This is a genomic window from Polynucleobacter sp. JS-Fieb-80-E5, assembly GCF_018882015.1.
Taxonomy (GTDB): Bacteria; Pseudomonadota; Gammaproteobacteria; order Burkholderiales; family Burkholderiaceae; genus Polynucleobacter.
The window spans coordinates 1-26,070 of record NZ_JACVPH010000001.1; the positions used below are offsets into that span (position 1 = coordinate 1).

The window sequence follows — 26,070 nt, forward strand, 5'->3', positions numbered from 1 at the left end:
GTTTTAAAACCACCCCTACCGGAGAGGTAATGCTCAATGACTACTAGCTTGAACTCTTTGCTGTATTTGGACATGAGACTGACCCTGTTGAGTTGGATTGGGTGTCCAACTTTTGTGGGTCAGTTCAGCAGAGCCCTTTTTAGTTATAGAGAAGTCTAATTACCTTAGCTGCCTTGGTTACTCGCCAGCAGTAATAGCCATCTCCTGTGCCGAGAATGGATCTTTGGCTGGAGCAGCTGGCTTAGGAGCCGCCTTACCTTTAGTGCCTGGCATGAGTTCAAAATCAGGCACAAAGACCGTCAAGGTGCTTCTGAGTTGATCGAATGATTTGCGATCACCATCGAACTTCACCCTACCTTCAGCTAGCAACTTTTCAAACGTTGTCTGTCCACCCATCACCCGTTCGAGATCACTGCGATTTAATGTGATAGTCAGATTTGGATTCTTGGCCTGCTGACCTTTAATGTTGGTTAAAGCAGAATTGCTCATCTCAATCACAAATTTTTCGCCATTGTCTGGTGTAGAGAGATTGATTACAAAGTTCATGTCCGCCGCTTTCTTGCTGTCCATACTGATAGCCAAAGCATTGAGCCAGAGTTCGGTTGTCATGCCTTTAATCATGTCTGGACCATTGGATTTCGGTGACGTCCCTGAAGGCATACCATGACGCAATTCATAAGCAGCTCCCAAGAAGCTATTGCGCATACTTGGACTTTCTTTTTGGTAGCCAATCTGCTCAAAAATATCTGCCAGCAAGTCTTTGGCGGCCGTATTGTTCGGTTGCGCATAAACCAACTTGTTAACAATTTCCATAGCTTCACGGTATTTGCCCTGCTTATAGAGCTCTTTGCCCTTAGCCATGATCTTGGCCGAGCCACCCATCATCTCCACATATAAAGGCGCGGAATCTTTTGGTGACAACGGCGCTAATGTTGCTGGGTTGGCATCCCAGTAACCAAGGTAGCGATTAATCACAGCGCGGCTATTGTGCTCCTCAGAGCCATGATAGCTATGGGCAGCCCACTGCTTCTTCAAGCTCTCAGGCTGCTTGTAAACGTTCTGAATTTCATTAATAGTGACGCCATTGTTTGCTAGGTGGAGCACTTCGTTATGCAGGTGAGCATAACTATCGCGTTGCGTGCGCATTACTTCCTGAATGCGTTCATTACCCCAGCGTGGCCAGGTATGCGATGCAAACATCACTTCACTCTCATTGCCATAGCGATATAACGCATTGTTAATATTCTTAGACCATGCCAATGAGTCGCGCACCAAGGCGCCGCGCAAGGTATAGATATTGTGAATCGTTCCCGTGATATTTTCTGCCGCCCAGAATGCTTTAAATTGCGGAAAGTAGGTATTCATCTCCGCAGGAGCTTCAGTGCCCGGAGTGTTTTGGAATTCCATTTCCATGCCATCGACCGTCATTTTTTCATAAGGCTGATTGATATAGACGTTAGGCTCAATCAACCCCAAATTACCAGCAGCAGTGTTTTTGCCAATGGATTGATCGACGTGCCCAAATGGGCTGCGGGGCAATAATACGCCGTACTGAAAGTACATTCTGCGGGTCATGGCATTGCCTGCGTAGACGTTTTCAGCAATAGCATGATCCATAAAGCCAGCTGGCGCAATGACCTTTACTTTGCCACTCTTCACATCTGCCTCATCGACAACGCCACGTACACCGCCAAAGTGGTCGCCATGCGAATGCGAATAGACCACTGCTACGACTGGGCGCTTACCAAGCTTTTCATTTACGAGCTCTAGTGCAGCACGAGCTGTTTCTTTGGCGGTCAATGGATCAAACACAATCCAGCCCGTATTCGTCTTAATAAAGCTAATGTTGGCTAAGTCAAAGCCCCGTACTTGATAAATCTTTCCTGGAACCACTTCGTACAAGCCGTATCCCATATTGAGAATGGCTTGACGTTGTAACGAAGGATGCACGCTATCAAAGTCTTTGCCTTGCAGAAGGAATTCATAGCTACCCATGTCCCATGCCACATTGCCGGCATCAGCCATGATGGTTTTATAAGCAGGCGCTGCTATGAAACCTTTTTTGGATTCCTCAAAATCACGCTGATCTTCGAAAGGCAGCGTCTTACGTAATCCATTTTGCAGTTCAACGGTATAGCTTGATGGCGCCTTACCTTTTGAATCGAAATGCGTCCCCTGCATAGCGCCTGGATCCGCCACTACACCACCACCCCCTGCCGCCATTGCCAACCCAGAGGTCATTAATATTGCCGCTACCGAAAACTGTGTGAGTTTGATTTTCATAAGAGCCTAAAGTAAGAGTGTTTTATTACTTCAATGATATGTTTGAGCTAATCAATGGCAATTAGCTCTACAGCTAATGTCAGTCTACTCAGGAAATGAGATTGCGTAGGACGCAATAACAGGTAAACCAACAAAAAACGTTGTTCCTTTGCCAGGGAATGACTCAAACCAGATAGATCCCCCTTGCCTCATTACAATATGCTTACATAGCCAAAGGCCAATTCCCATACCGGAACCCTTAGTAGTTGAAAGCAGCTCAAACATGTGGGCCTGAACATTTTCATCAATACCTGAACCTGTGTCTGAGATCGAAATTTGAACACCAGCGCCGCTGTGCTGACCTCGAATCGTGATTAATTTATTTGAATTCTCTGTCAAGTTCAATGCATCAATTGCGTTGATCACTAAATTCAATAGCACTTGTTGAAGCTCTCCCTTATTAGCGGTGATAAACAAGTTTTCCTCTAGCTTAAGAACCATCTGAATATTCTGCTTAACAATTTCTGGGCGAGCAATGGTAAGCACTAAATCAATTAATTCAGCAAGGTTAATTTTGGTAGATACCATCTTTTCATCGGCGAATACCGATCTAAGGGAGCGAATAATACTTGCTGCACGCTGATTGTCTGCCAACAAAGAATCCAAAACTTCTCCCTGTAAGTTAGGATTCAATTCTCCTTCCGATAGCTTCTTTTGTAAAAACTGAATATTCAGACCGGAGGCACCTAATGGCTGATTGAGCTCATGCGCAATAGAGGCCGACAAAGCACCAGTACTAGCGGTTTTATTAGCCTTTAGCAGTGAAGCAATTAAGATTTCTCGCTCCTGTAATAGCGCTTTAGTAGATTGACTCTCATTGGTTGCGTTGATATTGGCAATGGTGATTTGTTCGGCCCAATAACCCCCAATTGCAATGTAGGATAGGGTATTCATCACCAGCTGAGCAATGGTAAACAGAATCAGAAGCTGAGGAATTTGATCAACTTGACGGATCGTGAAGGCCGAGGCGACCATAATGAGGAATCGCCCTAAAGCAAAAAACATTTCAGCAAAATTGGCATATTGCATATAAACCAATTGCTTGGATGGAGAAGATTTTCTCTTCTTGCCTAGCTCATATATTTGCCAGCAATAAAAAATACTAGCAAGCCCCGCCATTACCGCAGTGCGACTTTCAAAAGATCCATATAGACGCATGGAATCAAATACGGCAATAAAAATGAGGACTGAAACTGAGGCAGCTATCTTTACTCGTTTAGAAACCTCATGATTGAGTGACCGACAAAATAATACTTGCAGCATCGTTGCTATATAGAAGAAGGTATTTGCTACAGTGAAATTAAATTCTGGATTAGCAATATTTTGGATGGTAATAATTCCCGTCCCAAAAATAAACAACCCAACCACATTCACTAGCAGGGAGGACATCCAATACAAACTGGGTCTTAGGAGGTTCTGAGAGCGGTAATAGTGATAGATTCCAAAAAATAGGCCCATCTGAATAACGGCCAGAATAAAGAAGTAAATAGAAATGAGCAGCTTCATAATTGCTATGGTACATCTACTGAATTGATTCGCTAAAATGCGTGTCATGCAGCTTTTTAGTAGATCCCAGCTTCTTTTCTTTGTCACCCTATTAGTCGCTGGGATTGGCTTTGCTCATGCCCAATCGGCTTTTTATAACGCCGCTAACAACTACCTCAAAAAGCGCGCTGATGCTTTTATGACGATTACGGGTTATTCACTCACACCGGATGTGACAACAGGATCGTTGTCGATCCGTAACAATGGTGGCGATAATTCTGACTTGCAAATGATTTCTCTAGGAGGTGGTGATCGAATTAGCGCAAACTTTCCTCTGTATTTAGAGGGGACCTTAGCAGTTAATCGATATAACCCAACGTTTACTGATGGAATCGCTAATACATCCGTTACGGTACCAGTTCATTGGAACAGCATCACAGGTACCGGCGGTATTGGTTGGGATTTTCCGATCACCAATGAATTGCGCTTCCGCCCAATTGCCAATGTCATGCTGGGGCATTTAGAAAGCGACCTTTCGATTGCATCTAGAGTCATTCAAAATCAGAAAGGCGTTGACTTACAGTTCCTCAATGGCGGCCGTATGAACTCGTATGGTCTGGGCGGGTCGGTCATGCTGGACTATGAGAACTACCAACTCGATCAAGAAATTGATGTAGAGCTGCGTTACACCAATATTCCGGTGCAAACATTTGACACCTCTACTGCAGTTCAAGGTTCAGCTGATTCGCAAAGTCTGGCGCTTTGGGCTCGCAGTCGTATCCCAACCCCAATTACATTGTTAGATAGACCATTACGAGCGGTATTTGAAGTGGCGCATACCGAATTCCTGGGCGACTTACGAGGGGCTCTGGGATTTAACTCCCTATCTTCTGTAGGCACTGGCATTGAACTAGATCGTAGCGCATCTGATCCTATTTTTACTCGCATCAGAGTGGTGTTTCGCTACCAATTTGGTCAAAATGTGCACGGAACCTCCATTGGCTTGGCTGCCAGCTTCTAATATGGGTAATACAATAGTTACAAATGCTAACTTACTGGTATTTACTCATTTCCGCATCGCCACTTAATGGTGATGCTCTTTCAACATCCTTAAGGATCAAATTATTATGAAAAAAATTATCATTGCTATCGTCATTGCTGCAATTGCAGTTGGCGGCTACTTTTACCTCACAAAACCAAAAGCTCCGATTGCTGGCGTAGCTGCTCAAGAATCCGCGCTTATTTATGATGGCGAAGTGACTAAAATTGATGCTGCAACTCGCACAGTTACACTCAAGAACAAAGATGGTGAAACCTCTATCGTTGCTGGTCCTGAAGTAAAGAACTTTGCAGAAATTAAAGTGGGCGATCATTTCGACGTTGTCTATGAACTTGCTGTAGCTATTGAGTTGGTTAAGGTAAAAAATCCAGGCACAACTAGCGAACAAGTTAGCACTAGCACTACAACTGCCCCACAAGGCGATAAGCCAGGCATGATTACTACTAAAACCATTACTGCAACTGCTAATGTTGAAGCGATTGATGCAGCTAAAAATATCGTTTCTTTAAAAGGTCCACAAGGAAACATCTTCAAGGTTAAGGTTCAGAACCCTGACTTGATGAAAGATATCGCCGTAAACGATCAAGTAAAAGTGGTTTACACAGAAGCGATTGCTGCAGCAGTAAGCGCACCAGCTGCTAAGAAGTAATGCAATAACGCTTTTCTAGTTACTAGAAAGACAAAACCCCAGCAAGTGTGAACTTGCTGGGGTTTGTATTTTCTAGGTTGAAAATTGGGAGGCTAACATTTGGACCTTCTCTTCCATACCCATAAAAATTGACTCCGCCACATCCATTGGAAATGGCCCTGTAATGCTCGACCTTACTTGGTTGATGACAAACCCAGTCATCTCAATAACTTCGCCAATTAATTGCTGTGCTACATCAGCACCAAGACCTGCCTGCTGAGCCTGAGCCAGCCAGTGTCTATAGTGAATTTTATCTAGCAGGTAGTAGTTGGACGATCCCCGAACAGCCATTGCTAGCTTCGCTTTTTGGGGTGCCATTTGATTTGCCCCAAAACCTATTACTGGGTGCGCTGATAACACGTCATAAATTGGAGTTGCTTGGTATTGAGAGCCCGGCAGATGCGCAATGCTAAAGTTTTTACCATGTCCATCAGTTGCAGCTAAGATCCAAAAAATAATTTGTGTTTTAAAAAAATGTATTCGATCTTGCTCTGCGTTCACCGACCCCAGCAATAACTTCATTGCAGATGTGATACTCGGACCTCCATCCGCTTGATATTTGCTCATTGGCGATATGCCCATTGCCTGACAAAAATCCTCCTGAGGGAGACGCATAATCCATTGCCCATCAGCAGCTAATCTCCGGTCAAAGCGCTCAATGATCAATACTTTTTGATCCTCAAAAGAATTAATTTCACAGAAAGCAGTTGGAATACCATATGCAGCCATAATTTTAGAGCAGAGCCACTCATTCTCAACCGATGTGCGCATGTCAGCACGCATATGACCAACCAAACCCAAGGGCAATTTCAAAATATGTGTAGTTGGAGTGCTACCTTGAGGCAAGAGCCAACGTCCATCGCACTTAAGTAGCGCAGTTTTTTCTTGCGCACCGGCTATGGATAGTCTTAAATCATTGCTTTGCTCTGCTTGCCTGAAAACTGAATCCGACGAGACGCGACGAAGATGATCTGCAATCTCCTCATTACTCAATGCTCGACCTTGAATTTGATAAATTTCTGCTGGCAACTCACCATCGGGCAGGAGCTGTATAGCCCCAACACAATCGCGACCAAGCTGAGATAACAAGTCAAAGGCGCCCAAACTTTTTACCTGATAACGACTCGCTAACCTCCTACGAATCACGTCACTATCAGGCAATAAGTTATCAAAATAATAATTAACAGGATCGCCTTGATGCGCCGCATTACCCGGCAAGAAAGGAAGAGATAGCGATAAGGGTCTTGCTTCTGCCCGCATAATCCATTCATTAGAATAGGAGAAGCTTTCAAGTTGTCTTGTGATTTGCCAAGTGCCCACTTGAACACCATTCATCCAAATGGTTAGGCCTCTTGATTTTGTGCGAGCTGCCATGACTACCAAATCTCCTTGGACTCAGATTTCATGTTGGTTTTTGCTTCTTTTGAGTTTTTAATAATCTGTTCCAGTGATATTTTGACATCCAGGATCCGCAAGACCAGGAACAATCTTTCAAGAGTGGCTAATTGCGGATTGCCCTCAAAACGCGCATAAGCTTGCTGACTAATTCCGAGCTTTTGCGCCATATCGGCCTGAGTCACCCCCTTTTGCTTTCGGAAAGCCCTAATGAATAATTTCAAGGTCTCTAGGGTTTGAATTTGATAAATCATCTGCAGCCTCGCTAATAATACAACTTTTAAATTGTAATGCACAATAACAACATATGTTTTGTATATTAACATAACAACTTTTAAATTGTAAATAACAGTGTAAGCTTACCGACACCGACCCTTTTTGTCGTTCAGACCTCAACGATCAATGAAGGGTTGAACTCTGGATTTTCCGCATGGCTAGAGCGAACATAGCCGCGAGGATTGCACACCACTCTAGTGCCGTTCATTTCATAATCACAAGAGTCATGGGTATGACCATGAATCCAAAGCGACATCTTTCCAAATAAATACGATAACTCTGATGCAAAACACGCTGACAACAAATCAGGTTTATAACGCTCTGCAACAGAATGCATTGAGGGAAGATGATGGGTGATAACTACAGTCTCACCATCGAAAGGAACATCCAACTCTCCCCTAAGAAAAAAGAGTGACTGCTCATGCAATTGGATCGACTTTTGTGGCGAGAAGCCAATTCGTCCATCACCGATTCTCCTGAAATCATTTAAATACATTTCGCCATACATGATGCATTTTTCTCTCAACTCATCGTCAAACAATAAGAAATCTGTCCATAAGGTGGCACCTAAAAAACGGACGGGTTTTTTATCATTAGCACTTTGCAACTGAATTGCTCGATCATCTAAAAAATGAACTTCATAAAGCACGCATTGCTCTTGTAACTTCGAAATAAGTTCAAGTCGCTGAGATCCATAAAACTCATGATTTCCGGCAACATAGATAATTTCCTGATCTGGAAAGGTATCACGCGCCCATCCAACACCACTAGAGCGGACATCAATATCTCCTGCTAGAACCACAACATCCGCATCAGTTGGCTCGGGATTGAAAGCGGCAAACTCTAAGTGAAGGTCGCTCAAAATATGAATTTTCATATGCACTATTTGATAAATTTTTACATTGGAATTAAGAAGATGAATCTCTTCTTAAGGCAAGGATTGTATTGAATCAATTAACCATGCCGTCCTACAAGGCATTGAGGATATAGTTGACTACTACACTGCTACAACCTAAATTACAAACTCGCCAACTCAATGTAGAAAAAAATGGATCAAAAACAGTGTTATTTTTCGTTAGATCTTGAACTGAATAATGCGCAAGATAATACAACCGTACATCCCAAGATCATTCAGGTGGGAGTTGCGATTGGAAGTTATTTAAATTACAAAAATAACAGTATTGCTAAGTACAAATGGTATTTAGATCCGCAAGAGCCTATCTTCGAATTCATTACCAGTTTGACCGGCATATCTAATGAAGACATCCTCAAAAATGCCGTGCCTCATGAACAGGTCGCCAAAGAAATCGGCGAGTTGATCGAAGTTCACCAGTGCTTCATCAACCCGATTAGCTGGGGTGGTGGCGATTCAACAGAGTTGAAGCTTGAGTTCAAAAATCGAGGCGTTCATTTTCCCTATTTTGGGCGTAGATGGATTGATGTAAAAACTTGGTACACCTTGCATATGCTGGCAATAGGAAAGAAACCAAGTGGCGGACTGTCATCTGCGCTTGCTAGCTTTAGGCTTCATTTTGACGGCATAACCCACCGAGCGGATGATGATGCCTTTAATACGCTACGACTTTTCTTCGCTATCCTGGAAAGACAAAACCAACACTATCAATTGGTAACAGATGCCAAGAAAATTCACTGGGGATCATAAAGCCAAGATTAAAGGGTGGGTAGAAGAGCCCCAAAAACAAAGAGCCCCATGGTTAGAGGCTCTGCTGTCGTATATGGCGGAAGAGGTGGCTAGGCTATACGGTGTATGGCTTTGCACCCTATTCGACTCCTTTATACCACCTTAGACACCACATCTTACTGTTCTAAATAAAGAAATATTCATTACTTAAGTGATGAATGCCTGAAAAAGGCTTGAAGTCATACGATGGAATCTAAATCGATCCACCTCATTCCAGAGATGGATCTTGGTAACAAACTTTGGTAACTATTGGAGAAATAATATGACAATCAAGCTAGACCATCAAACGGTCAAAAATCTTAAAACGCCTGGTCGGTATACAGATGCCTTAATCAGAGGGCTGCATATCTGGATAAAGCCTAGCGGTAACAAGTATTGGATCTTCCGATATACGCACGATAGCAAACAACACAACATTAGCTTAGGATCCTTCCCCGCTCTATCAGTAGCTGAAGCTCGTATTAAGGCGCAACAGGCCCGCGACCAACTTAGTAATGGCACTAACCCTGTTGCCACTAAGAACGCCTCTAAGGTCCTACAAATAGCTTCTAAAACCAAGAAATTAGTCTTTAGAGACTTTGCCCACTCCTGTATCCAGATCAAGCGTGCTGAATGGACAAATCAAAAGCATGGTGATCAATGGCAATACACGCTAGAAGAATTTGCCTACCCCGTGATTGGAGACATGCATCTTGATGAAATTGAGATGGATGACATTCTCAAGATTCTCACACCCATCTGGAATATTAAGACCGAAACTGCTTCAAGACTTCGCGGAAGACTAGAGTGGATTCTTGCATCAGCTACAACACGCAAACTTCGTTCAGGCGTCAATCCAGCCTTGTGGAGAGGTTATTTGCAAACGATCTTGCCAGCTCCCAATAAGATCAAAAATGTCCAGCACCACAAAGCCCTTCCATATCGCCAAGTCCCGGACTTAATTGCTCAACTACGGGAGATGGACACAATGGGTGCCCTTGCTCTGGAGTTCACAATTCTCAACGCCTCCAGAACTGGTGAAGTTATTGGTGGGCTTAGAAGTGAAATCCAAGGAGATATATGGATTATTCCGGGCAATCGCATGAAGGCTAAAAAGGAGCATCGAGTGCCACTTTGCAAGCGATCCCTAGAGATATTAGCTATCGCAAAAGTGAAAGATGAGGACAGCAAATACTTATTTTCACGCAACGGAAATAAACTTACCAATATGGCCATGCCAATGGCACTCAGGAAATTCGACCTAGAAGCAACAGTGCACGGATTTAGGTCTTCATTTAGGGATTGGGTAAGTGAAGAAACTAATCACCCATCTGAGGTTGCAGAAATGGCACTTGCACACGTTATCGGAAATAAAGTTGAGGCAGCCTACCGAAGAAAAGACTTGCTTGAGAAACGTCGATTGTTATTAAATGACTGGGAGCAATATTGCAATGTCGTTAATCATAATGTTATAGAACTAAAGGCAGCCTAAGGAAAATATATGAGCGAAGAATTTATACAAATGATTGACGCTGAAATTCAAAAGGTTATCGATAAAGATGGAGTATTCGATGAAGCATTTCCACCGAATCAATACCTTCTGAGACTCAGAACTGCCTGGGTGACCAAAGACTATGACGAAATCACAAAGATTGCCAATGAGGGGTACACGGAGATTGTAGGCACAATTGCCCCCACAACCACCAAAGCTACCGAAAAAAACATATTGGCATCTCAGCAATGGATAAGCTCATTTGCAAATGCTCTGAACAATACAAATCCAATAATAAAATACGCCGACACAACACAACGAGAGCGCTACGGAAAAGAATTGAGTGAGATGTTTAATGCATGTAATAAAGTACAACTTTCTGAATTGGCCGCACACCTCCTCATCGAACTAGAAATTACTGGTGCACGCCATTCGCTGACCCTAAACGAGGTATCACACCTCAGGTCACTATTTATACAGTCACAAGAAAAGCGTCTTCAAAAAGGCTCTCGTGCATCCAGTTCCATAAAAAAACGCTTTGCAGACAATGATGCTGCGTTAATGAAGATTTACAAATTAGCATCGCAGGAAGCTCTAAAAACGGGGGCAGGAAAGCCAACATTTAGGCAGTTCACAAGGATGATTGACATACTCAAAAGCAAACCAACCTACATCAGAAAACCAAAATTAAGCGCTGAAGAGAAACTGTTATCCAAGGCAGATCTTGAATATGTAATGCAGGAAAAGGCCCGTGAAGATTGGGCTACAACAACCATTCGTAGTTTTTATGAGGAGCAATCAGGTCAAAAAGCAACAACTAAAAAATAAATACGCAACTTAAGTTATGAATCCCTAAAGCATGCCTTAAATTCGACAATTCATTTATGTATAACCAACCCCAAAGGGACATAAATGAAGTCAAGTATCAAACTCTTACGAATTAGCGACGTAGCAAATAAAACAACCCTCGCTAAAAGCACCTTATGGCTGAAGATTGCCAAAGGTGAGTTTCCAAAACCCATAAAGATTTCACCGGCCATCAGCGTCTGGAAAGAGGCTGACGTCGATTCTTGGATCGAAAGCTTTTGCAACCCCAATTCGCACAAGGAGGCTGCATGAACTTAGATCAAATGCCAGATGAATTAAATGCGATCGACAACTGGGTTCTGGTTGCATTAAGGCCAAAGCCAAATGGCGGCTTTGATAAGGTTCCCGTCAGAATTAACCAAGGTATTGCAATTGATTGTACGTGGAGCAAGCCAACGAATCGCCTACCCTTTGCGGCGGCAAAAGCTTTGCTAGATGCCGAATTGCTATTAAAGCCATCTGAGCAGCGCTTTCAGGGCCTAGGGTTTGTTTTAAGCGACACGGAGTATATGTGCGTTGATTTAGACAAAGCATTTAGCGGCAACGATTTAAAGCCTTTTGCTAAGGATATTCTTGCCAGCCTTCATGGCTTTGTTGAAAAGTCAGTAAGTAAAACTGGCTTACATATATTCGTCAAGATTCATGGCTGGGATCTTGGAACCAAGCGAGGTAAGTTTGCCGATGGCTCAGGTATAGATGTACTTTGCGGCGGTACCTTTGTAATGGTTACCGGGGATGTTATTGATGATGCCAGCTACACCATAGGAGAATCGCAAGACTTTTCCGAGTTACACAAATGGCGCAAATTACTTAATGGTTCTGAGAATACCAACACCTTCATTAACCAAGAAGTTCCATTTGATCACAACATACCAGTTGCCAGTTGGGATATTGAGCGAATCAGAACTGAGCTATTACCAAGACTTAAAGATTTTGCGGACAGGGATAACTGGCGTGATGTCTGCTTTGCGCTGCACCACCAAACAGGTGGCAGTGTCGAAGGGTTAGAGCTTTTTCATGAGTACAGCCAACGTATGCCTGAAATGTACAACCCCACTGAAGTTGAGACACTTTGGAGGAGTGCCAAGATCAACCCCAATCGTCTTAACAAAACCTTCAGATGGTTGCTGCAATTAGTACGCCAAGAGATAACCCAAACTCAAACCCACATTATGGGCGACCTTGATAATGCACGGTTTTTCAGGTCAATGTTTGAAGGTGAGTTCTTGTTTTGTCACTCCAATCGCAAATGGTTACGGTTTACCGGCATGCGCTGGGAATGGTGTCAAAAAGATGAACAAATTGGTGCTGCGAAGTTGGTTGCAGAACAAATCATGGACAAAGCAGGTGAACTATTTAAGCTTGATCCAACAGGGGCAACTTCAAAAGCATGGCAGTCACATGCTAAAACTATTCGCAATAACGGGCGCATCATTGCCATGCTGGAGTTAGCCACCAGCGAACCGGGAATGAGCATTAGCAATATTAGCGACTTAGATAGCCAGCCAATGCTACTAGGCGTTAGTAATGGCGTGTATGACCTTAAAGCGATGAAGTTAATACCTGCCGATCCCAAATTGCTTATTAGCAGACAAGTACATGCAAATTACAACCGTATCGCGACCTGCCCTCTTTGGCTTAAGTTCTTGGATGAAATCTTTATTGGCGACCAGGATGTTATTAACTACATCCAAAAAGCCTTGGGCTACTCCTTAACTGGCGATGTATCTGAGGAATTACTTCATTTTTGCTATGGGCATGGCAAAAATGGTAAGTCGGTCATGGCGAACGTCATTGTCAAGATCATGGGCGACTATGTGCAGACCGCCAACTTTGATCTACTGGCACTCAAGGAGTCTGGTGCTACTAATGATGTCGCTCGTTTGGCGGGCGCTCGCTTAGTAATGGCCAATGAAACACGTGAGAACCAAAGGCTCGATGATCAAAAGCTCAAAGCATTAGTCTCAACCGAAAAGATTACTGCACGATTTATGTATGCGGAGTTTTTTGAGTTTTGGCCTCAGTTCAAGATTTGGCTGCGTGGCAACTACAAACCCATCATTACTGATAGCAGCAACGGTGCATGGCGCCGGATGAGATTAATCCCATTTGAATATCAAGTGCCCGAAGATCGAACCGACCATAAGCTTGAAGACAAGCTCCTAGCTGAAAAGGAAGGCATTTTGGCCTGGATGATTGATGGCTGCCATCGATGGCAACAGGAACGCTTATCAGCGCCTAAGCGCATTGAAGATGCTAGTCGCGTTTATCAAGATGAGTCAGACATGCTAGGCGAATTCTTGGAGGACTGTTGCGAGGTGGGAGCAGGTAAAACCGAGTCTCAAAAAGCCGTATTTGGAACCTATCAAATCTGGGCTCGAAGTAATGGCACCCACTCTGCTACTCAGAAGTCATTTACACGCCAATTAGGTAGTCGCGGGGTAGATACAAAGCGAATAAAGACTCATGGGGATACTAAACGCTTTTACGTTGGTCTAGAACTTAATGAAGCAGCGCAAAAGGAATGGAAACGAATAGGCTTTTAGCGGCGAAAAGTCTGGTGGTGACGATAGTGACGATTTGATACCCAATTCCCAAAAGTATCTCAAGTATTTCTCTTGTGAAGAACTTTTAGGAAACGACTCATATTTCGTCACCATTGTCACCAAGATAGTCAAATTCAAATAACTAGGATATGAAAAATGAAAGCAACAAAACAGCAACTTATTAATGAGATCAAACAATTTGAGCGCAAGTACGAAATGCTTGTCTGGTATGCCAGAAAGTCAGCCGAGCAGATAGCAACCATCGAAGGAGTGAGAGTGGCTGCTGAAAGTTTAGAAAAAGAGTATCCCGATGAGACGAGTGATCTACGCTCAACCATTGCTGGTGACTGGACTCATGGATTCAATAGTGGAATGCTTGCGGGTACTCGGTTCGTACTGGATGCATTAGATATGGGAATGGATGAGGCCCATGAGATCTTTCCGGATCTGAGCTCATAGCGCTACGCGGGCGCGAGAGTCTAGGTCACGTTTAGACGTGATTTTTAGCCCCTTGTCCCAATTGTTAATAAATAGGCACATCACCAACTCAACAATGTTCTCAAAAGTTGATTGGGTTTGGTGATTGCATTTTAAAAAATAAAAATTGCCAGATGAAAAATGATTCAGAAACAAACTAAAACTGGCAAAAACTTGATTAAAAGGTAGAAAAAGATGCAAAAAAGAACTAAGAAACGCAACAAGTTGACAACTAATGCCGAAATTGCAGAGCTTGCCTACGTGTTTCACATATCAGCAAACCGGCTCAGGTTAACAATCTCTCAAATTAACCTACCCGCTGCCTATCGACTACAAATCGCCAGGCATGTGCAATGGATGCTCAACCAAGCGAAATCATTAGGCGAGCAATTAAATGCGCCGCAACCAAACGCGTTCATTACAAAGGAGTCAACTGAACGAATTGCAGAGCATTTAGGTGTATTTGACTAAAAAGAAACGGGCTTGCTTTCATAGGTACCATCTAGGGGAGGTAAGCCCTTCGAGTAAAAATGGGGTATCGACTTATAAAGAAGGCGGGGGCCTGCCCCGCTATCTCAATTGATCTGAAATTAGTTCCGCAAACCGATGTACTCCAAGCCGCACAACTGGTAACTTCTTTGGTAACAATAGAGGAAATGTTCTTCGAGCTATAGTATTAAACGCCCCTTGGCGGACGGTGCCTCCTCCACATTAATTTAATCACAGTCACACAGCAAGTGTTAAATTTAAATTATTGACGATGAAACAAGCTAAACGCCCCAACGGATATTGGAATCTTGAGACGCTGCGAGTTGAGGCGCTCAAATACCAAACACGCCAAGAATTTCAGCAAAAGAACGGTGCAGCATACAAAGCGGCTGGATTACTAAAACTGCGTGATGCCATATGTGGACATATGATTAAACTCAAGAACCCCAAAGGATATTGGACTCCTGAAACACTCCATGCTGAAGCGCTCAAATACAATAATAAAGTTGATTTTCGTCAAAGATCTAATCCAGCATTTCTCACCGCCTCACGAAGAGGATTGTTAGATCAAATATGCAGTCATATGGAAGCTGGCAAATTACCTAACGGTCATTGGCTAAACAAAGATAATTGCGCTGCTGAGGCACGGAAATATATGAATCGCCGTGCATTTTCGTTAGCAAACTCAAGCGCATATCATGGGGCAGATGTGAATGGGTGGTTAGATGAAATTTGTAGCCATATGGATTTCAACCCTTCAAGCGATAGTGATGCAGTCTACATTTGGAAAGCTATTGGTCATGTATTCAATGGCCTACAGGTATATAAATTTGGAACAACTTCTGCACGACTAGAAGATAGGCGCATTAGCGAAGTAGCGCGGTTTGCTGGCATGGATTTCGATATTGTTATATTGATTAAAGTAACAGTGCACGCAAGTGAATTGGAATCTAAGCTACTACAGCTAGGAACCAATCCGCAGTACAAGGGATTCAATGGGGCAAGTGAATTTAGAGCTTTAACAGATGATGAATTAGAAGCTGCTATTGAAGTAATCAGAAAATATCAAGAAATTAGCCCAATTTAAACTAACCTTTTGGTAACTTTTATTAATAACCGCCCAAATACTCGCCGCATAGAGTCGTAAAGCAAGAGCCATTGGCGGATACCTCCGCAATCAACGGCAGCTAACGAACCCAAAGCAGACGTTAATACAGCTTAGTCACCGCAGGCAAATATCGACCGAGGCTGTGTAAAAACCCCCAATAATCTCCCTGTTTTTGTAAACACCTAAGCACCCTCAAACGTTAATTCAATATCACTAATTAACGGGTGTTCATGAAGATGAAACGATTCATTACTGGCCAAGATCGAACCCAAAGTACGCTGTTACCAGAGTTACTTGATGAGTACATCACCGAAGAAAACCCCGTACGCGTCATTGACCTCTTTGTTGACCAGCTTGATTTAGCCAGCTTAGGTTTTGAAGGAGTAGTTCCTGCTGATACTGGTAGGCCGTCCTATCATCCTGCAGTGCTGTTGAAGTTGTATGTTTATGGATACCTTAACCGTATTGCATCGACTCGTCGCCTAGAAACCGAAGCGCTACGTAATGTTGAACTCATGTGGCTCATTGCCCGCTTAGCTCCTGACTTTAAGACCATCGCGAACTTCCGCAGGGAGAACGGCAAAGCCATCCGTAAAGTCTGCGCCCAGTTTATTGAACTGTGCCGCCAGATGAATTTATTTGCCGACGCGATGGTGGCAGTTGATGGCAGTAAGTTCAAAGCAGTGAACAGCTCCGATCAGAACTTCACCCAGGCCAAGATCAAACGTCGTATCCAAGAAGCTGAAGCTAGTATTGCGCAGTACTTAAAAGACTTAGAGGCAGCTGATCTGCGCTCTCCTACGGGGTCGACTCCACATCAAGCGAGGTTAGCGCAGCGTATCGAGTTGTTTAAAGCCCAGATGGCACAGCTACAAGCTATTGAAGAAAAAGTACAAGCAGCACCAGATAAACAGATCTCCATGAGTGATCCCGATGCCCGGTCGATGCAACACCGCGGAGGCGGTATCGTGGGTTATAACGTGCAAGCTGCTGTAGATACCAAGAATCATCTCATCGTAGCCCATGAGTTAACTAATGTCGGGCATGATCGAAGCAGCCTGGCTGCGATAGCTAACCAAGTCAAAGAAGCGCTGCAAGTAACGCAGCTGACCGTAGTGGCAGACAAGGGTTATTACAGTGGTGAACAAATCAAAGACTGCATGGACTTGGGTGTCACTCCCATCATCCCCAAATGCAAAACCTCTAGCAATCGATCTAGTGGTCTGTTTGATAAGAATGCGTTTATCTACCACCCCGATAAAAATGAATACGAGTGCCCTGCAGGGCAAGCATTAATAGAGCGATTTAAAACCGTGGAGCATGGTAAGAATCTGATTGCATACTGGAGCTCGAGCTGCAAAACCTGTGCCTTAAAGCCTCAGTGCACTACCGGAACAAACAGAAGAGTCAAGCGCTGGGAACATGAAGTAATGCTAGATCAAATGCAGGGCAACCTAGAAGCCATGCCTGATGCGATGAAGATTAGGCGTTGCACGATTGAGCATACTTTTGGAACACTCAAGAGTTGGATGGGGGCAACGCACTTCTTAACCAAAACCAAAGAGCACGTCAGTACAGAAATGAGTCTACATATCCTGGCTTACAACCTTAAACGAGTGATGAACATCATGGGTAGCAGCAATCTAATGAAGGCGATGGCGACGTAAGGCGAGAGCCTTACTCAATCTGTAATAAGCAGGCCTGATTAACGCCTCTATGAGGTGTTAATAAAAAACCAATATTTACCGAAACAGGATGCTTAAGCCCCTCAGGGCGCTTTATTGAGAAACCAAAACCCGTGTGCACGCTCTAAATCGAAATTAATGGAAGTATTTTGGGTTTTTACACAGCCTCGACCCAAAGCAGACGGCCATGAAAAGACCACCCGAAGGTGGTCCCAGGCTATATCCATTACAAATCAAATAAACCAGACTTTGCGATTGGCCTCACATAACCTTGACCAGGATTCGTATCAGGATTGGTCGAGAAGTAAGAAATGACTAAATCGCGGTCGGGGGACACATACAAGCCTTGGCCCATGAAGCCCAGCTTGAACATATCACCATCTGGGAAAACATCATCCCATTGGCGATTATTGCTAATCACATAGTCATTCAAAGCGGCCATAAATCGAGGTCCATCAGAGCCGCTCATATAAACCTCATGGCTTGGCAACTCCTTGCGAATCCGATGTAGGGCGGCATCAGAAACCACCTTCTTATCGGATATCACATTCCAACTCGGTGTGAAAAGCATTCCAAAGTGCATTAGATTGCGCAGACGGCTCGAGACCAATCCATGGATGCCTTCAAGGTGATCGCCGCCAGACTGATGGATCTGCATATCCCCATCCAAGGACATATGCGAAAACACCCTTTCATCGACGGCATCTGAAAAACGCTGATTCAGTACCTCTTCGATAAGGATAACAAGCGATTGGGTAATCATTGAGCTGTAATCAAAGCACTTTCCCGGATCACTTATTTTGCTGGCTAACTTCATGATAGTACGGGTCGACTCTAGCTTATTGCTTACTGGATCAGAAAAGCCAAACTCGGAGCGAAACAGGCGTGTCGTTAGCGATGTGGGGTCACCTCTCGTGTCATCATTCTCCACGATGTTAAGACCCGATGCCATATTGAAAAGATCGATGATCTTGATATTTGCCCATGCAGTATCAATAAAGTCAGGGACATACTTACTATACGTATTGTTCAGGTCAATCTTGCCTTCGTCCACCAACTGCTCTATTAGCAGCCCGGCGATTGGCTTTGCTGTCGATGCCCATAAATGACTATCTGTAGGCTTCATACCAGGATAGCGTTCGTAAACTACCTTGCCTTTATGTGCAACGATGAATGCCTGAATAAAGCTCTTGGGACTAGTCACAAAGTCATCGAGTGATAGCTTGCCATAGGCCGTTTCTGCTTCAATTTTACCAACCCCTGAATTTGGCTCATAAGGCAGAGGAGCGGATACCTTGCGTGGTGACACGATCGTAGTATGTAGAAAAGATGCAATTCTAGTATTGGCAAATAAAGACACATCACCGCCAGACAACATGGTTTCATATCTAAAATTGTCTATCATTGCCTGAAATTCAGAATTCGAATATCCCGCGAGTACCTTGCTTACTGGATCTCTGCTAGTAGCTGACTTTTTTTCCATGGCTTAAATTTTCCAATTTGAATAAATTTTTAACAGTAATCTCGTACTGGTCATTCTTATATCTAAAGTATGAGTATGAGTATGACAAATGCTAACTTTGCGTTCTTCTTTCAGACAAAAAGGTTACCAAATCTTTATCGCCAGTAAGATAGATTAAAAATCGATAGCACATATATGGCAAGACTATTAACCAATACAAACAGAGGATTGCTAGGATATGTTTGATATCACCCTGACTAAATGTGGTGATGGATTCAATAAAACCATTTCCCTTGAATAGGCCCTCGAGCCCAACAACAAGATACCGAATGCAGAGTGCCGCAACCGAAACAAAAGTAGTGCGAATAATGATTGCCAAATAAAGTGCGGGCTTTTCCGTTCGCTTGGATATTAGTCCGTAAGGCAGAAGCCCCTCTGGAATAAGTAAGAACTTAGAAAGCATCGCTGCTTGTAGAATGGCAAATCCATAACCAATAACCCGGGATGGCTCCAAATGCAGGGCAGCTTCACTATAAAACGTCAGAGCACAAAACCACAAGGAAAAATAAACTATTAAGACTGCCCTCTTTTTCATGAGACCTAGCCATTTTTGGAATAGAGTTTTTATCATCTGATGTCGTTTAATAGAGTTGCTGGAATGAAATGGCAAAGTATTTGCAGCCATATTACTTTATTCTCAAAACACCCTTCCCCAAACTGGCTCTAATTTACGTAAGCAAAATCTCAATTCTTTTACAAATGCTGTTCATTCGAGCCCTATTTGCCCCAACCATCCTAGCCCTAAGCTCGCTAGTACACGCCCAGTCATCCGATTCAATTTCTACACCACTTAGCCGAGGGAAGAGTGGACTCATCTCAAGTGAGCGACTGTTGCAAGCTCAAGATAACATTGCCTCCGTCCCAATCTATTTCAACTTTGATCAAAAAGTGGGCTTAGCGCACAAAGGCTCAACTCAATATACGGAAATACAGCCTTTTTTACCATTTTGCATTAATTCAGAGTACAGCTTTGTAGTGCACCCTGAAATTACATATCAGTCATTTAATAATTTTGATGGGTACTCAGGCTCTGGATTAAAACCAATCATTGTCCAAAGCTACTTTACTCAATCGGATGTTAATAAACGGGTTAATTCCTTTGGAATTGGGCCCATGGTCCAAATTCGAACTACGATGCCGTGGATGTTTGGTAGCGCACAAAATGGAGCGGGCTATAGCCTAGTTGCGGTGCATCGCACTGAAAATTGGGTTTACTCATTGTATGGTTATCAATCCTTTGGCTTGGGTGCTACCCCAACCATAGGCTCCAGTGCCAACAATGTCTATATCCAGCCATCGATTACTTACATTACCAAGCGATATGGAAATTACACCTTAAATAGTGAATCCACAATAAACATGAATACTGGCGCTCACTCATACCCGGTTAACCTGATGGGTAGCAGATTAATTGCCATCGGCGATGTGCCACTGCTATTTACCTTAGGCGTTCGGTATTACACCGTGAATACCAATATAGGAGGAGCCCAGGGCTGGGGTGGGCGTCTTGGGATTACCTATGCCTTTTCTCATTAAGTCATATATTTTGATCGACTGTTATTGGCCGTTCTCTGCCCCCTAGAACCCCGAAAATAAACGGTCTTGAAGGGCTGCTCCAGTTTAGATAGCAGACGGTTGACGCCAAGTAAAAAGCCATCCTGCGGGATGGCTTTTTGGTAACACTTTTGGTAACAAGGGTGTTGTATCTCTGCAAACCCTTATAAAACCATTGACTTTGGCGGAAGAGGTGTGCGCCGAATTGGGTTTTATGAAGGTTCACCATAATCTATAAATCACCCTATAACCCAATAAATACGGGTACTTTAATTTATAGCAGTTCATAGCAGTTCACCAAAAGCTAAAGTAAAATTGGGTACTGGTGTGGGTACTGGAGGACCTAATGGCTGCTGAAAAACTACTAACTGAAGCATCGTGCAAAGCTGCAAAGCCTAAGCAAGATATGTACTACCTAAATGATGGTGGCGGACTCAGGTTGCGTATTAAACCTAACGGGAGCCGCTCATGGATTTATAGATTCAGACTTGATGGCAAAGAAAATACCAATAGCTTAGGCACCTACCCTCAAGTAAGCCTCCAAATAGCACGGACAAAACTTGCTGAAGCAAAGCAGCATGTCATTAAAGGAGACAACCCCTCCACCGCAATCCGAATAGCCAAGGCAAATCAGATCATCAAAGGTGAGGCCACTTTTGGGGCTATAGCAAAAGAATGGTTAGCTCATAACGAAGCAGAATGGAGCGCTCATTATTTAGAGCGAAATACAGGACTACTAAAACGCTATTTACTGCCGGACCTAGAGCGACTGCCAATTGACTCCATCAAGGAGGCTTATCTCTATTCGATTATTAAGACTGCTTATGACAAAGGTACTAAAGAGTCTGCTCGAAGAGCACGCGGAATAGCAGCTCAGATATTCTCCTACGCAAGAGCAACTCATAGAGGCACCATAAACCCAGCGCGAGATATGGCTGACAACCCCTACTTTAAAAAGCCAGCTGTGGTCCACTTTTCCGCCCTACCTCAAAACAAGGTGGGCGATCTCATTAGCAAGCTAAATATAACTGGGGCTGAGCAGATACTGGACGTAAAAACTGTTTGTGCGTTACGCCTAGCCCTGTACACCGGACTCAGAGATAACTCTATAAGGGGTGCTAAGTGGAGTGAGATTGATTTTGACAATGCAATTTGGACGATACCTAGCAAAAGAATGAAAAGCGGCAGAGAACATTCAGTACCCCTTCCCAAACAAGCCCTTGCTGCCTTGGAAAACATAAAGCCTTTAACCTATCGTGATGAAGAAAGTCTTATTTTTCCTGGCAGAGGTAAACACGCGATCATGTCAGAAAATACTTTGCGACTTGCGCTACACAGACTAGGTTTCAAAGTAACGGCACATGGGCTTCGCTCCTTAATTACGGACGTACTTAATGAAAATGGCTTTAATTCTGACGCCATAGAAAGGCAGCTAGATCATGTTGAAAAAAATAAAATTCGTAGGGCTTACTTGCGCTCAAACTTTACAGAAGAACGCGTCAAAATGATGCAGTGGTTTGCGGATTGGTGTGACGCAAAGGCGAAAAACAAAACGGTTAGTAACGTTACTAAGCTTAAGGCGGCTTAAGCATGGCTAAAAAAGGGTATGTTAGTCGCTCGGAAATTGAGCGTGCCATAGAAAGTCATCTGGTAGCAACAGGCGCAACAAATGCGAATACTAAAGCTCGTGCTTATATTTCATCCTATAAAAATGAAGTTCCAGACCGAATAAGATCAAAAGTTATTCTGAATGAGGGTGATCGAGCGCGCGAGCAATATCGATGCCAAGATCTTGGTGAGTGGCTATATAACCGCAAAGGAGCTTTAAAAGAATTCAGATCCACCTTATGTCCCATAAAGATTAAATTCGATGTTAGCGTGGTTGAGCGTATTGAGATAGACGCGGGTGCGTTGGATTTAAGCGCAGAAGAGATGAAGAACCCAAGACTTCTTTCTCAAAAGCTGATAGAGCAAAAAATCGCATTCGACAAGCTTTTAGCAAAGCAGGCTGAGCAGATTTCCGAGTATGAAAAAAAGGAAGCCAAAACTAAGGAGTTAAAGAGGCTGGCTGGCAAGGAGGGTGGCAGAGGCCGCCCTAAATATTAGAGCCCTTATGAGTGTTGTATAGGAAATACATGGCACACCTAATGTAATCCTATATTTTGAAATGGAGTCTTCTTAACCATGGAGGGCTCTATAAATGCCAATCAAGATATATCGAATCAAAGAAGTTTCTGAAATCACTGGGTTAAAACCCTCATCAATTTATAAGCAAATCCGCCTTCAGCTTTTTCCCCGGGGAATTAAGTTGACATCGAGAAGTACTGGTTGGCCAAGCGATGCAATTGAAGGTTGGGTTAACTCCCGCATTAAGGGGGGCGTATGAGAACCATACATCAATCAACGGTTATTACACCAACCGAACCTCTTGAGCTACTTGTAATCGATTATTGGCAAGATAAAGGCGACAACCTTAGCGTATGCAAAATGATTCAGTCGATTCCAGTCATTGCTATAAAGATAAACACATACGAGCAAACTTATCAAAACTCGGACGGGTTGGATCTATTCACAGAAACTAGATACATAACGCCTAAGGGTGAAATTGATCTTGACGAATTCACCATGATGCAAACCGTTAAACCCGATAACTCTCTAGCATGTTTATCCGTAATCGCGCTGCGGACAAGAGGGTCGACACAGGTATGCCTATTAGAACCGCCTAGTAGCAATGGGTGGCTTAATTACAGCTCCCTATCTGTAAACCCAAACCTGTACACCACCTACTCATCTGGTGAGCGGCACCCGACTTTGGTTGAGTTAGACCAGCTGCTGAAAGACCTTGAGGAGACATTTCCAGCGATTACAGAATTTAATACTGGAGATCTGGAGGCTGGCGCATGAATATGCTTGCCGACATCCCTACTTTATCGATGCAGATAGCCGAGCTCATTCCAGTCGGTCAACTAACAGCAGCAACAATTGACCCTTTAGACAAGCAAAGCTCAGTACCTTGCAAGACTTTTACGATGCCCCAACAGGCAGCCCAGGCGGAAGCCTGGGTTTTGAAGGCCAATACTCAAGGCCGAAACTGCTACTTTCATACCAATGTTAGCGACGCCACTAATAAGCGACTGTCAAAAGCAGATGTGAAAGCAGCACGTTTTGTTTGGGCGGATATTGACCCTGATATAAAGCAATTTGGTTCTTACGAAAGAGCAAGAGGCTATCTCAACTCACTAATACCCAGCTTAATTGAGCACGCATCAATCATCATCGACTCTGGCAATGGCTTGCAAGTTCTTTATCGGCTAGTACCCGTACTTGATATTCGCGACCAAGAGTCTAAGGAGGAGCATGAAGTCGTGAATCGCGCGGTTGCCAAGCGCTGGAATGCTGATTCAACGCAAGACTGTAGCCGCATTCTTAGGCTTCCTGGGACGCTTAACTACCCTAGCCGGTCAAAGATTGATAAAGGCTATCCGAGCACTCCTTCAATTGCAAAGATCATTTATCGCTCAGCGAAGGAATACAACTTGAAATCGATCCAGGCTGCCTTAGCAATATCGCCAGAAATAATCGAGCAAGCTAGAACTGAGTACCACACCAAATCCAAAGGCGCTAAATCTTCTAAAGCAATTACTAAAATTGAAATTACCGAGCAACTGAGGGGTCGATTTGAACAATTTCTGGAGTCAAACCCAAGTGCTAAGGCTCGCTACTTGGGCAGCACCCAAGGTTTGGTCGATAAGTCGGGATCCGCTATGGATATGGGCATGGCTACTTCGATGATTCGCAGTGGATTTAATATCGACCAAATCAGAGCCCTTTTACTAGACTGGAAATTTGGCTCGAAGAATAATGACCGTACCCAAGACCGATACTGGGCCAATATTCGCCAGAATTCCTATGCGCGAGACGAAGAGATAACCCAAGAAAAGATTGATAAGTTTTGGGCGCAAGTCAAAGGCACTCCAGTCGATAAACTAAAGACTGTCTTTACTGATTCCACTACCGAAGAGTTTGTAGAGCCACCCGATGCAATTGATCTCATAAACCAAGAGTATGTCTGGGACAATCTTACAAGAGAGATTTATGACATCAAGAATGGCTTGTACGTCCCCGCCCCTAAGTTTTATATGCACTATGACAATGTGTCATATAAGCCCAGTGAGGACGCTAAGGCTACGACTCTAGGCAGAGGTTGGGTAAAAAGCCCAAAACGACGCAGCGTCAAACAATTAGTCCTAGCACCTGGCAAGCCAGCCACATTGAAAGACGGCTCGCTCAATACCTGGCGCGGCTTTACCGCAGAACCAGCGCCTGGAGATGTGACACCATTTATTAATCTCATCAACTTTGTGTTGCCCAATAAAGCTGAGCGGGAATATTGTGTAAAGTGGCTCGCAAAAATGATCCAGGAGCCTGGAGCTAAATTTTTAGTCTCATTGGTGGTTTGGTCTATTGAGGAAGGCGTTGGCAAGGGATTGCTGTTTGAGACTGTTGGCAGCCTACTTCATCAACGACACTTCAAGGTGGTTGGCAATGAGGTATTTAATGACCAATTTACTGAATGGCAGTCGCAAAAGATATTTGTGATCGCTGATGAGGTTTCAAGTGCAGACAAACGCAGCACCGCTGATCGAATTAAAGGCTGGATTACTGCTACCGAGAATAATATCAACGTCAAAAATACCGCGAAATACTCTGAGCCAAACCTCATTAAGTACGTCTTCTTGAGCAACCACCCAGACGCGGTGTATCTGAATGACAAAGATAGGCGTTTTTTTGTAGCCGAGGCACCAGATAAGAAACTGCCAGATGAAATACGTAAAAACTTCGTGAATTGGATTAAATCTGGCGGCAAGGCAGCATTAATGGACTACCTCTTGAGTCAAGATACATCCCAATTTGATCCCACCGCACCAGCGCCAATGAGTCAATCTAAGATGGGAATGCTCGATAGCAATAAGTCCGACCTTGAGCAGTGGGTTGAAAACGCCCTCCTTAAAGCGCAAGCAAAGAATCATGATCTGATCAGCACTGAGGACCTAGCAGCGCACTATAACTTTGGCTCGCATCCAACAAAGTGCTCTGGAAAAACAGTTGCTACGATCCTCAAAAGAATGGGGTACAAAAAATTGGCCAAGAAAGCCAAGTTTGACAACGGTACACGTAAGGGGCTCTTTTCAACTGCGGCTAAATTCAATATGTATAGCTCTATGAGTGAAACTGAAATTGCACGGCACTACAAAGAAACAATCTTTTAAGAATGTGTGTGATGAATTTCCTATTGAAACCAGTGCTTTACAAAACTTCGCACGGTTCGCACACAAAAAATCCAGATCTTACGAAAGTGATTCTGACACCAATACACCTATCCTTCTTTTTTATTATTTATTTATATATAAATAAAGTGTGCG

Annotated in this window: 24 protein-coding genes; 17 read left to right on the top strand and 7 right to left on the bottom strand. The window is 43.6% G+C overall.

What is annotated here, in order from left to right; genetic code table 11:
* Positions 1-177: 177 nt before the first annotated feature.
* Together ICN44_RS00005 and ICN44_RS00010 are read right to left on the bottom strand one after the other, a co-directional pair.
* Complete coding sequence (locus tag ICN44_RS00005) at positions 178-2,283, bottom strand: alkyl/aryl-sulfatase (protein ID WP_216261851.1); 2,106 nt, start codon at positions 2,281-2,283, stop codon at positions 178-180.
* A gap of 84 nt (positions 2,284-2,367) precedes the next feature.
* Positions 2,368-3,828 (bottom strand): sensor histidine kinase, encoded by a 1,461-nt coding sequence (locus ICN44_RS00010; RefSeq protein WP_216261852.1) that lies wholly within the window; start codon positions 3,826-3,828, stop codon positions 2,368-2,370.
* A gap of 46 nt (positions 3,829-3,874) precedes the next feature.
* Between ICN44_RS00010 and ICN44_RS00015 the strand changes: the two genes are divergently transcribed.
* Positions 3,875-4,828, top strand: coding sequence for a hypothetical protein (locus ICN44_RS00015; protein WP_216860431.1), 954 nt, complete (start codon positions 3,875-3,877; stop codon positions 4,826-4,828).
* 106 nt (positions 4,829-4,934) lie between these two features.
* Positions 4,935-5,516, top strand: coding sequence for a hypothetical protein (locus tag ICN44_RS00020; protein ID WP_216261854.1), 582 nt, complete (start codon positions 4,935-4,937; stop codon positions 5,514-5,516).
* Positions 5,517-5,588: 72 nt separating this feature from the next.
* Here ICN44_RS00020 and ICN44_RS00025 read toward each other — a convergent pair whose 3' ends face one another.
* Genes ICN44_RS00025 through ICN44_RS00035 form a run of 3 tightly spaced genes read right to left on the bottom strand, consistent with a single transcriptional unit; the run spans position 5,589 to position 8,103 of the window.
* Positions 5,589-6,929: a type II toxin-antitoxin system HipA family toxin gene (locus tag ICN44_RS00025; RefSeq protein ID WP_216261855.1), complete on the bottom strand. Its 1,341-nt coding sequence runs from the start codon at positions 6,927-6,929 to the stop codon at positions 5,589-5,591.
* A 2-nt stretch (positions 6,930-6,931) separates the two neighbouring features.
* Positions 6,932-7,276, bottom strand: coding sequence for a helix-turn-helix domain-containing protein (locus ICN44_RS00030; protein WP_216241977.1), 345 nt, complete (start codon positions 7,274-7,276; stop codon positions 6,932-6,934).
* A gap of 59 nt (positions 7,277-7,335) precedes the next feature.
* Entirely contained in the window at positions 7,336-8,103 is a 768-nt protein-coding gene (locus ICN44_RS00035; protein ID WP_216261860.1) for a metallophosphoesterase family protein, read from the bottom strand.
* A gap of 171 nt (positions 8,104-8,274) precedes the next feature.
* On the opposite strand from ICN44_RS00035, the gene ICN44_RS00040 reads away from it, so the two are divergent.
* The 9 genes from ICN44_RS00040 (at position 8,275) to ICN44_RS00080 (ending at position 17,553) form a co-directional block, all read left to right on the top strand.
* Positions 8,275-8,889 (top strand): 3'-5' exonuclease, encoded by a 615-nt coding sequence (locus tag ICN44_RS00040; protein WP_216261862.1) that lies wholly within the window; start codon positions 8,275-8,277, stop codon positions 8,887-8,889.
* A 301-nt stretch (positions 8,890-9,190) separates the two neighbouring features.
* Positions 9,191-10,399, top strand: a complete 1,209-nt coding sequence (locus ICN44_RS00045; protein ID WP_216261863.1) for an integrase arm-type DNA-binding domain-containing protein — start codon at positions 9,191-9,193, stop codon at positions 10,397-10,399.
* A 9-nt stretch (positions 10,400-10,408) separates the two neighbouring features.
* On the top strand, positions 10,409-11,227 hold the full coding sequence (locus ICN44_RS00050; RefSeq protein ID WP_216261864.1) for a hypothetical protein: 819 nt from the start codon (positions 10,409-10,411) through the stop codon (positions 11,225-11,227).
* A gap of 84 nt (positions 11,228-11,311) precedes the next feature.
* Positions 11,312-11,518, top strand: a complete 207-nt coding sequence (locus tag ICN44_RS00055; protein ID WP_216261865.1) for an AlpA family transcriptional regulator — start codon at positions 11,312-11,314, stop codon at positions 11,516-11,518.
* Positions 11,515-13,812, top strand: coding sequence for a phage/plasmid primase, P4 family (locus ICN44_RS00060; protein ID WP_216261866.1), 2,298 nt, complete (start codon positions 11,515-11,517; stop codon positions 13,810-13,812). Before ICN44_RS00055 ends, ICN44_RS00060 begins: the two co-directional genes overlap by 4 nt.
* Before the next feature lie 156 nt (positions 13,813-13,968).
* Entirely contained in the window at positions 13,969-14,271 is a 303-nt protein-coding gene (locus ICN44_RS00065) for a hypothetical protein (RefSeq protein WP_216261867.1), read from the top strand.
* Positions 14,272-14,484: 213 nt separating this feature from the next.
* Entirely contained in the window at positions 14,485-14,760 is a 276-nt protein-coding gene (locus ICN44_RS00070) for a hypothetical protein (RefSeq protein WP_216261868.1), read from the top strand.
* A 289-nt stretch (positions 14,761-15,049) separates the two neighbouring features.
* The gene (locus ICN44_RS00075; RefSeq protein WP_076024153.1) at positions 15,050-15,865 is read left to right on the top strand and encodes a hypothetical protein; all 816 of its coding nucleotides are present in this window, start codon (positions 15,050-15,052) and stop codon (positions 15,863-15,865) included.
* Between the two features lie 257 nt (positions 15,866-16,122).
* Positions 16,123-17,553 carry an IS1182 family transposase gene (locus ICN44_RS00080; RefSeq protein ID WP_216262632.1) on the top strand — a complete coding sequence of 477 codons (1,431 nt, stop codon included), beginning with the start codon at positions 16,123-16,125 and terminating at the stop codon, positions 17,551-17,553.
* Between the two features lie 244 nt (positions 17,554-17,797).
* Here the strand turns inward: ICN44_RS00080 and ICN44_RS00085 are convergent, their stop codons facing one another.
* Together ICN44_RS00085 and ICN44_RS00090 are read right to left on the bottom strand one after the other, a co-directional pair.
* The gene (locus ICN44_RS00085) at positions 17,798-19,054 is read right to left on the bottom strand and encodes a serine hydrolase (RefSeq protein ID WP_216261869.1); all 1,257 of its coding nucleotides are present in this window, start codon (positions 19,052-19,054) and stop codon (positions 17,798-17,800) included.
* A 91-nt stretch (positions 19,055-19,145) separates the two neighbouring features.
* On the bottom strand, positions 19,146-19,628 hold the full coding sequence (locus ICN44_RS00090; protein WP_216261871.1) for a hypothetical protein: 483 nt from the start codon (positions 19,626-19,628) through the stop codon (positions 19,146-19,148).
* Positions 19,629-19,792: 164 nt separating this feature from the next.
* Here ICN44_RS00090 and ICN44_RS00095 point away from each other — a divergent pair, with 164 nt between their 5' ends.
* The 6 genes from ICN44_RS00095 (at position 19,793) to ICN44_RS00120 (ending at position 25,917) form a co-directional block, all read left to right on the top strand.
* Positions 19,793-20,629 carry a hypothetical protein gene (locus ICN44_RS00095; RefSeq protein WP_216261873.1) on the top strand — a complete coding sequence of 279 codons (837 nt, stop codon included), beginning with the start codon at positions 19,793-19,795 and terminating at the stop codon, positions 20,627-20,629.
* 364 nt (positions 20,630-20,993) lie between these two features.
* Positions 20,994-22,235, top strand: a complete 1,242-nt coding sequence (locus tag ICN44_RS00100) for a tyrosine-type recombinase/integrase (protein ID WP_216261875.1) — start codon at positions 20,994-20,996, stop codon at positions 22,233-22,235.
* Positions 22,236-22,237: 2 nt separating this feature from the next.
* Positions 22,238-22,753 (top strand): hypothetical protein, encoded by a 516-nt coding sequence (locus ICN44_RS00105; RefSeq protein WP_216261876.1) that lies wholly within the window; start codon positions 22,238-22,240, stop codon positions 22,751-22,753.
* A gap of 94 nt (positions 22,754-22,847) precedes the next feature.
* Positions 22,848-23,033, top strand: a complete 186-nt coding sequence (locus ICN44_RS12370) for an AlpA family phage regulatory protein (protein WP_216261877.1) — start codon at positions 22,848-22,850, stop codon at positions 23,031-23,033.
* Positions 23,030-23,551 carry a hypothetical protein gene (locus ICN44_RS00115; protein WP_216261878.1) on the top strand — a complete coding sequence of 174 codons (522 nt, stop codon included), beginning with the start codon at positions 23,030-23,032 and terminating at the stop codon, positions 23,549-23,551. The genes ICN44_RS12370 and ICN44_RS00115 overlap by 4 nt, the downstream gene beginning before the upstream one ends.
* Positions 23,548-25,917: a primase-helicase family protein gene (locus tag ICN44_RS00120; protein ID WP_216261879.1), complete on the top strand. Its 2,370-nt coding sequence runs from the start codon at positions 23,548-23,550 to the stop codon at positions 25,915-25,917. Before ICN44_RS00115 ends, ICN44_RS00120 begins: the two co-directional genes overlap by 4 nt.
* Positions 25,918-26,070 lie beyond the last annotated feature (153 nt).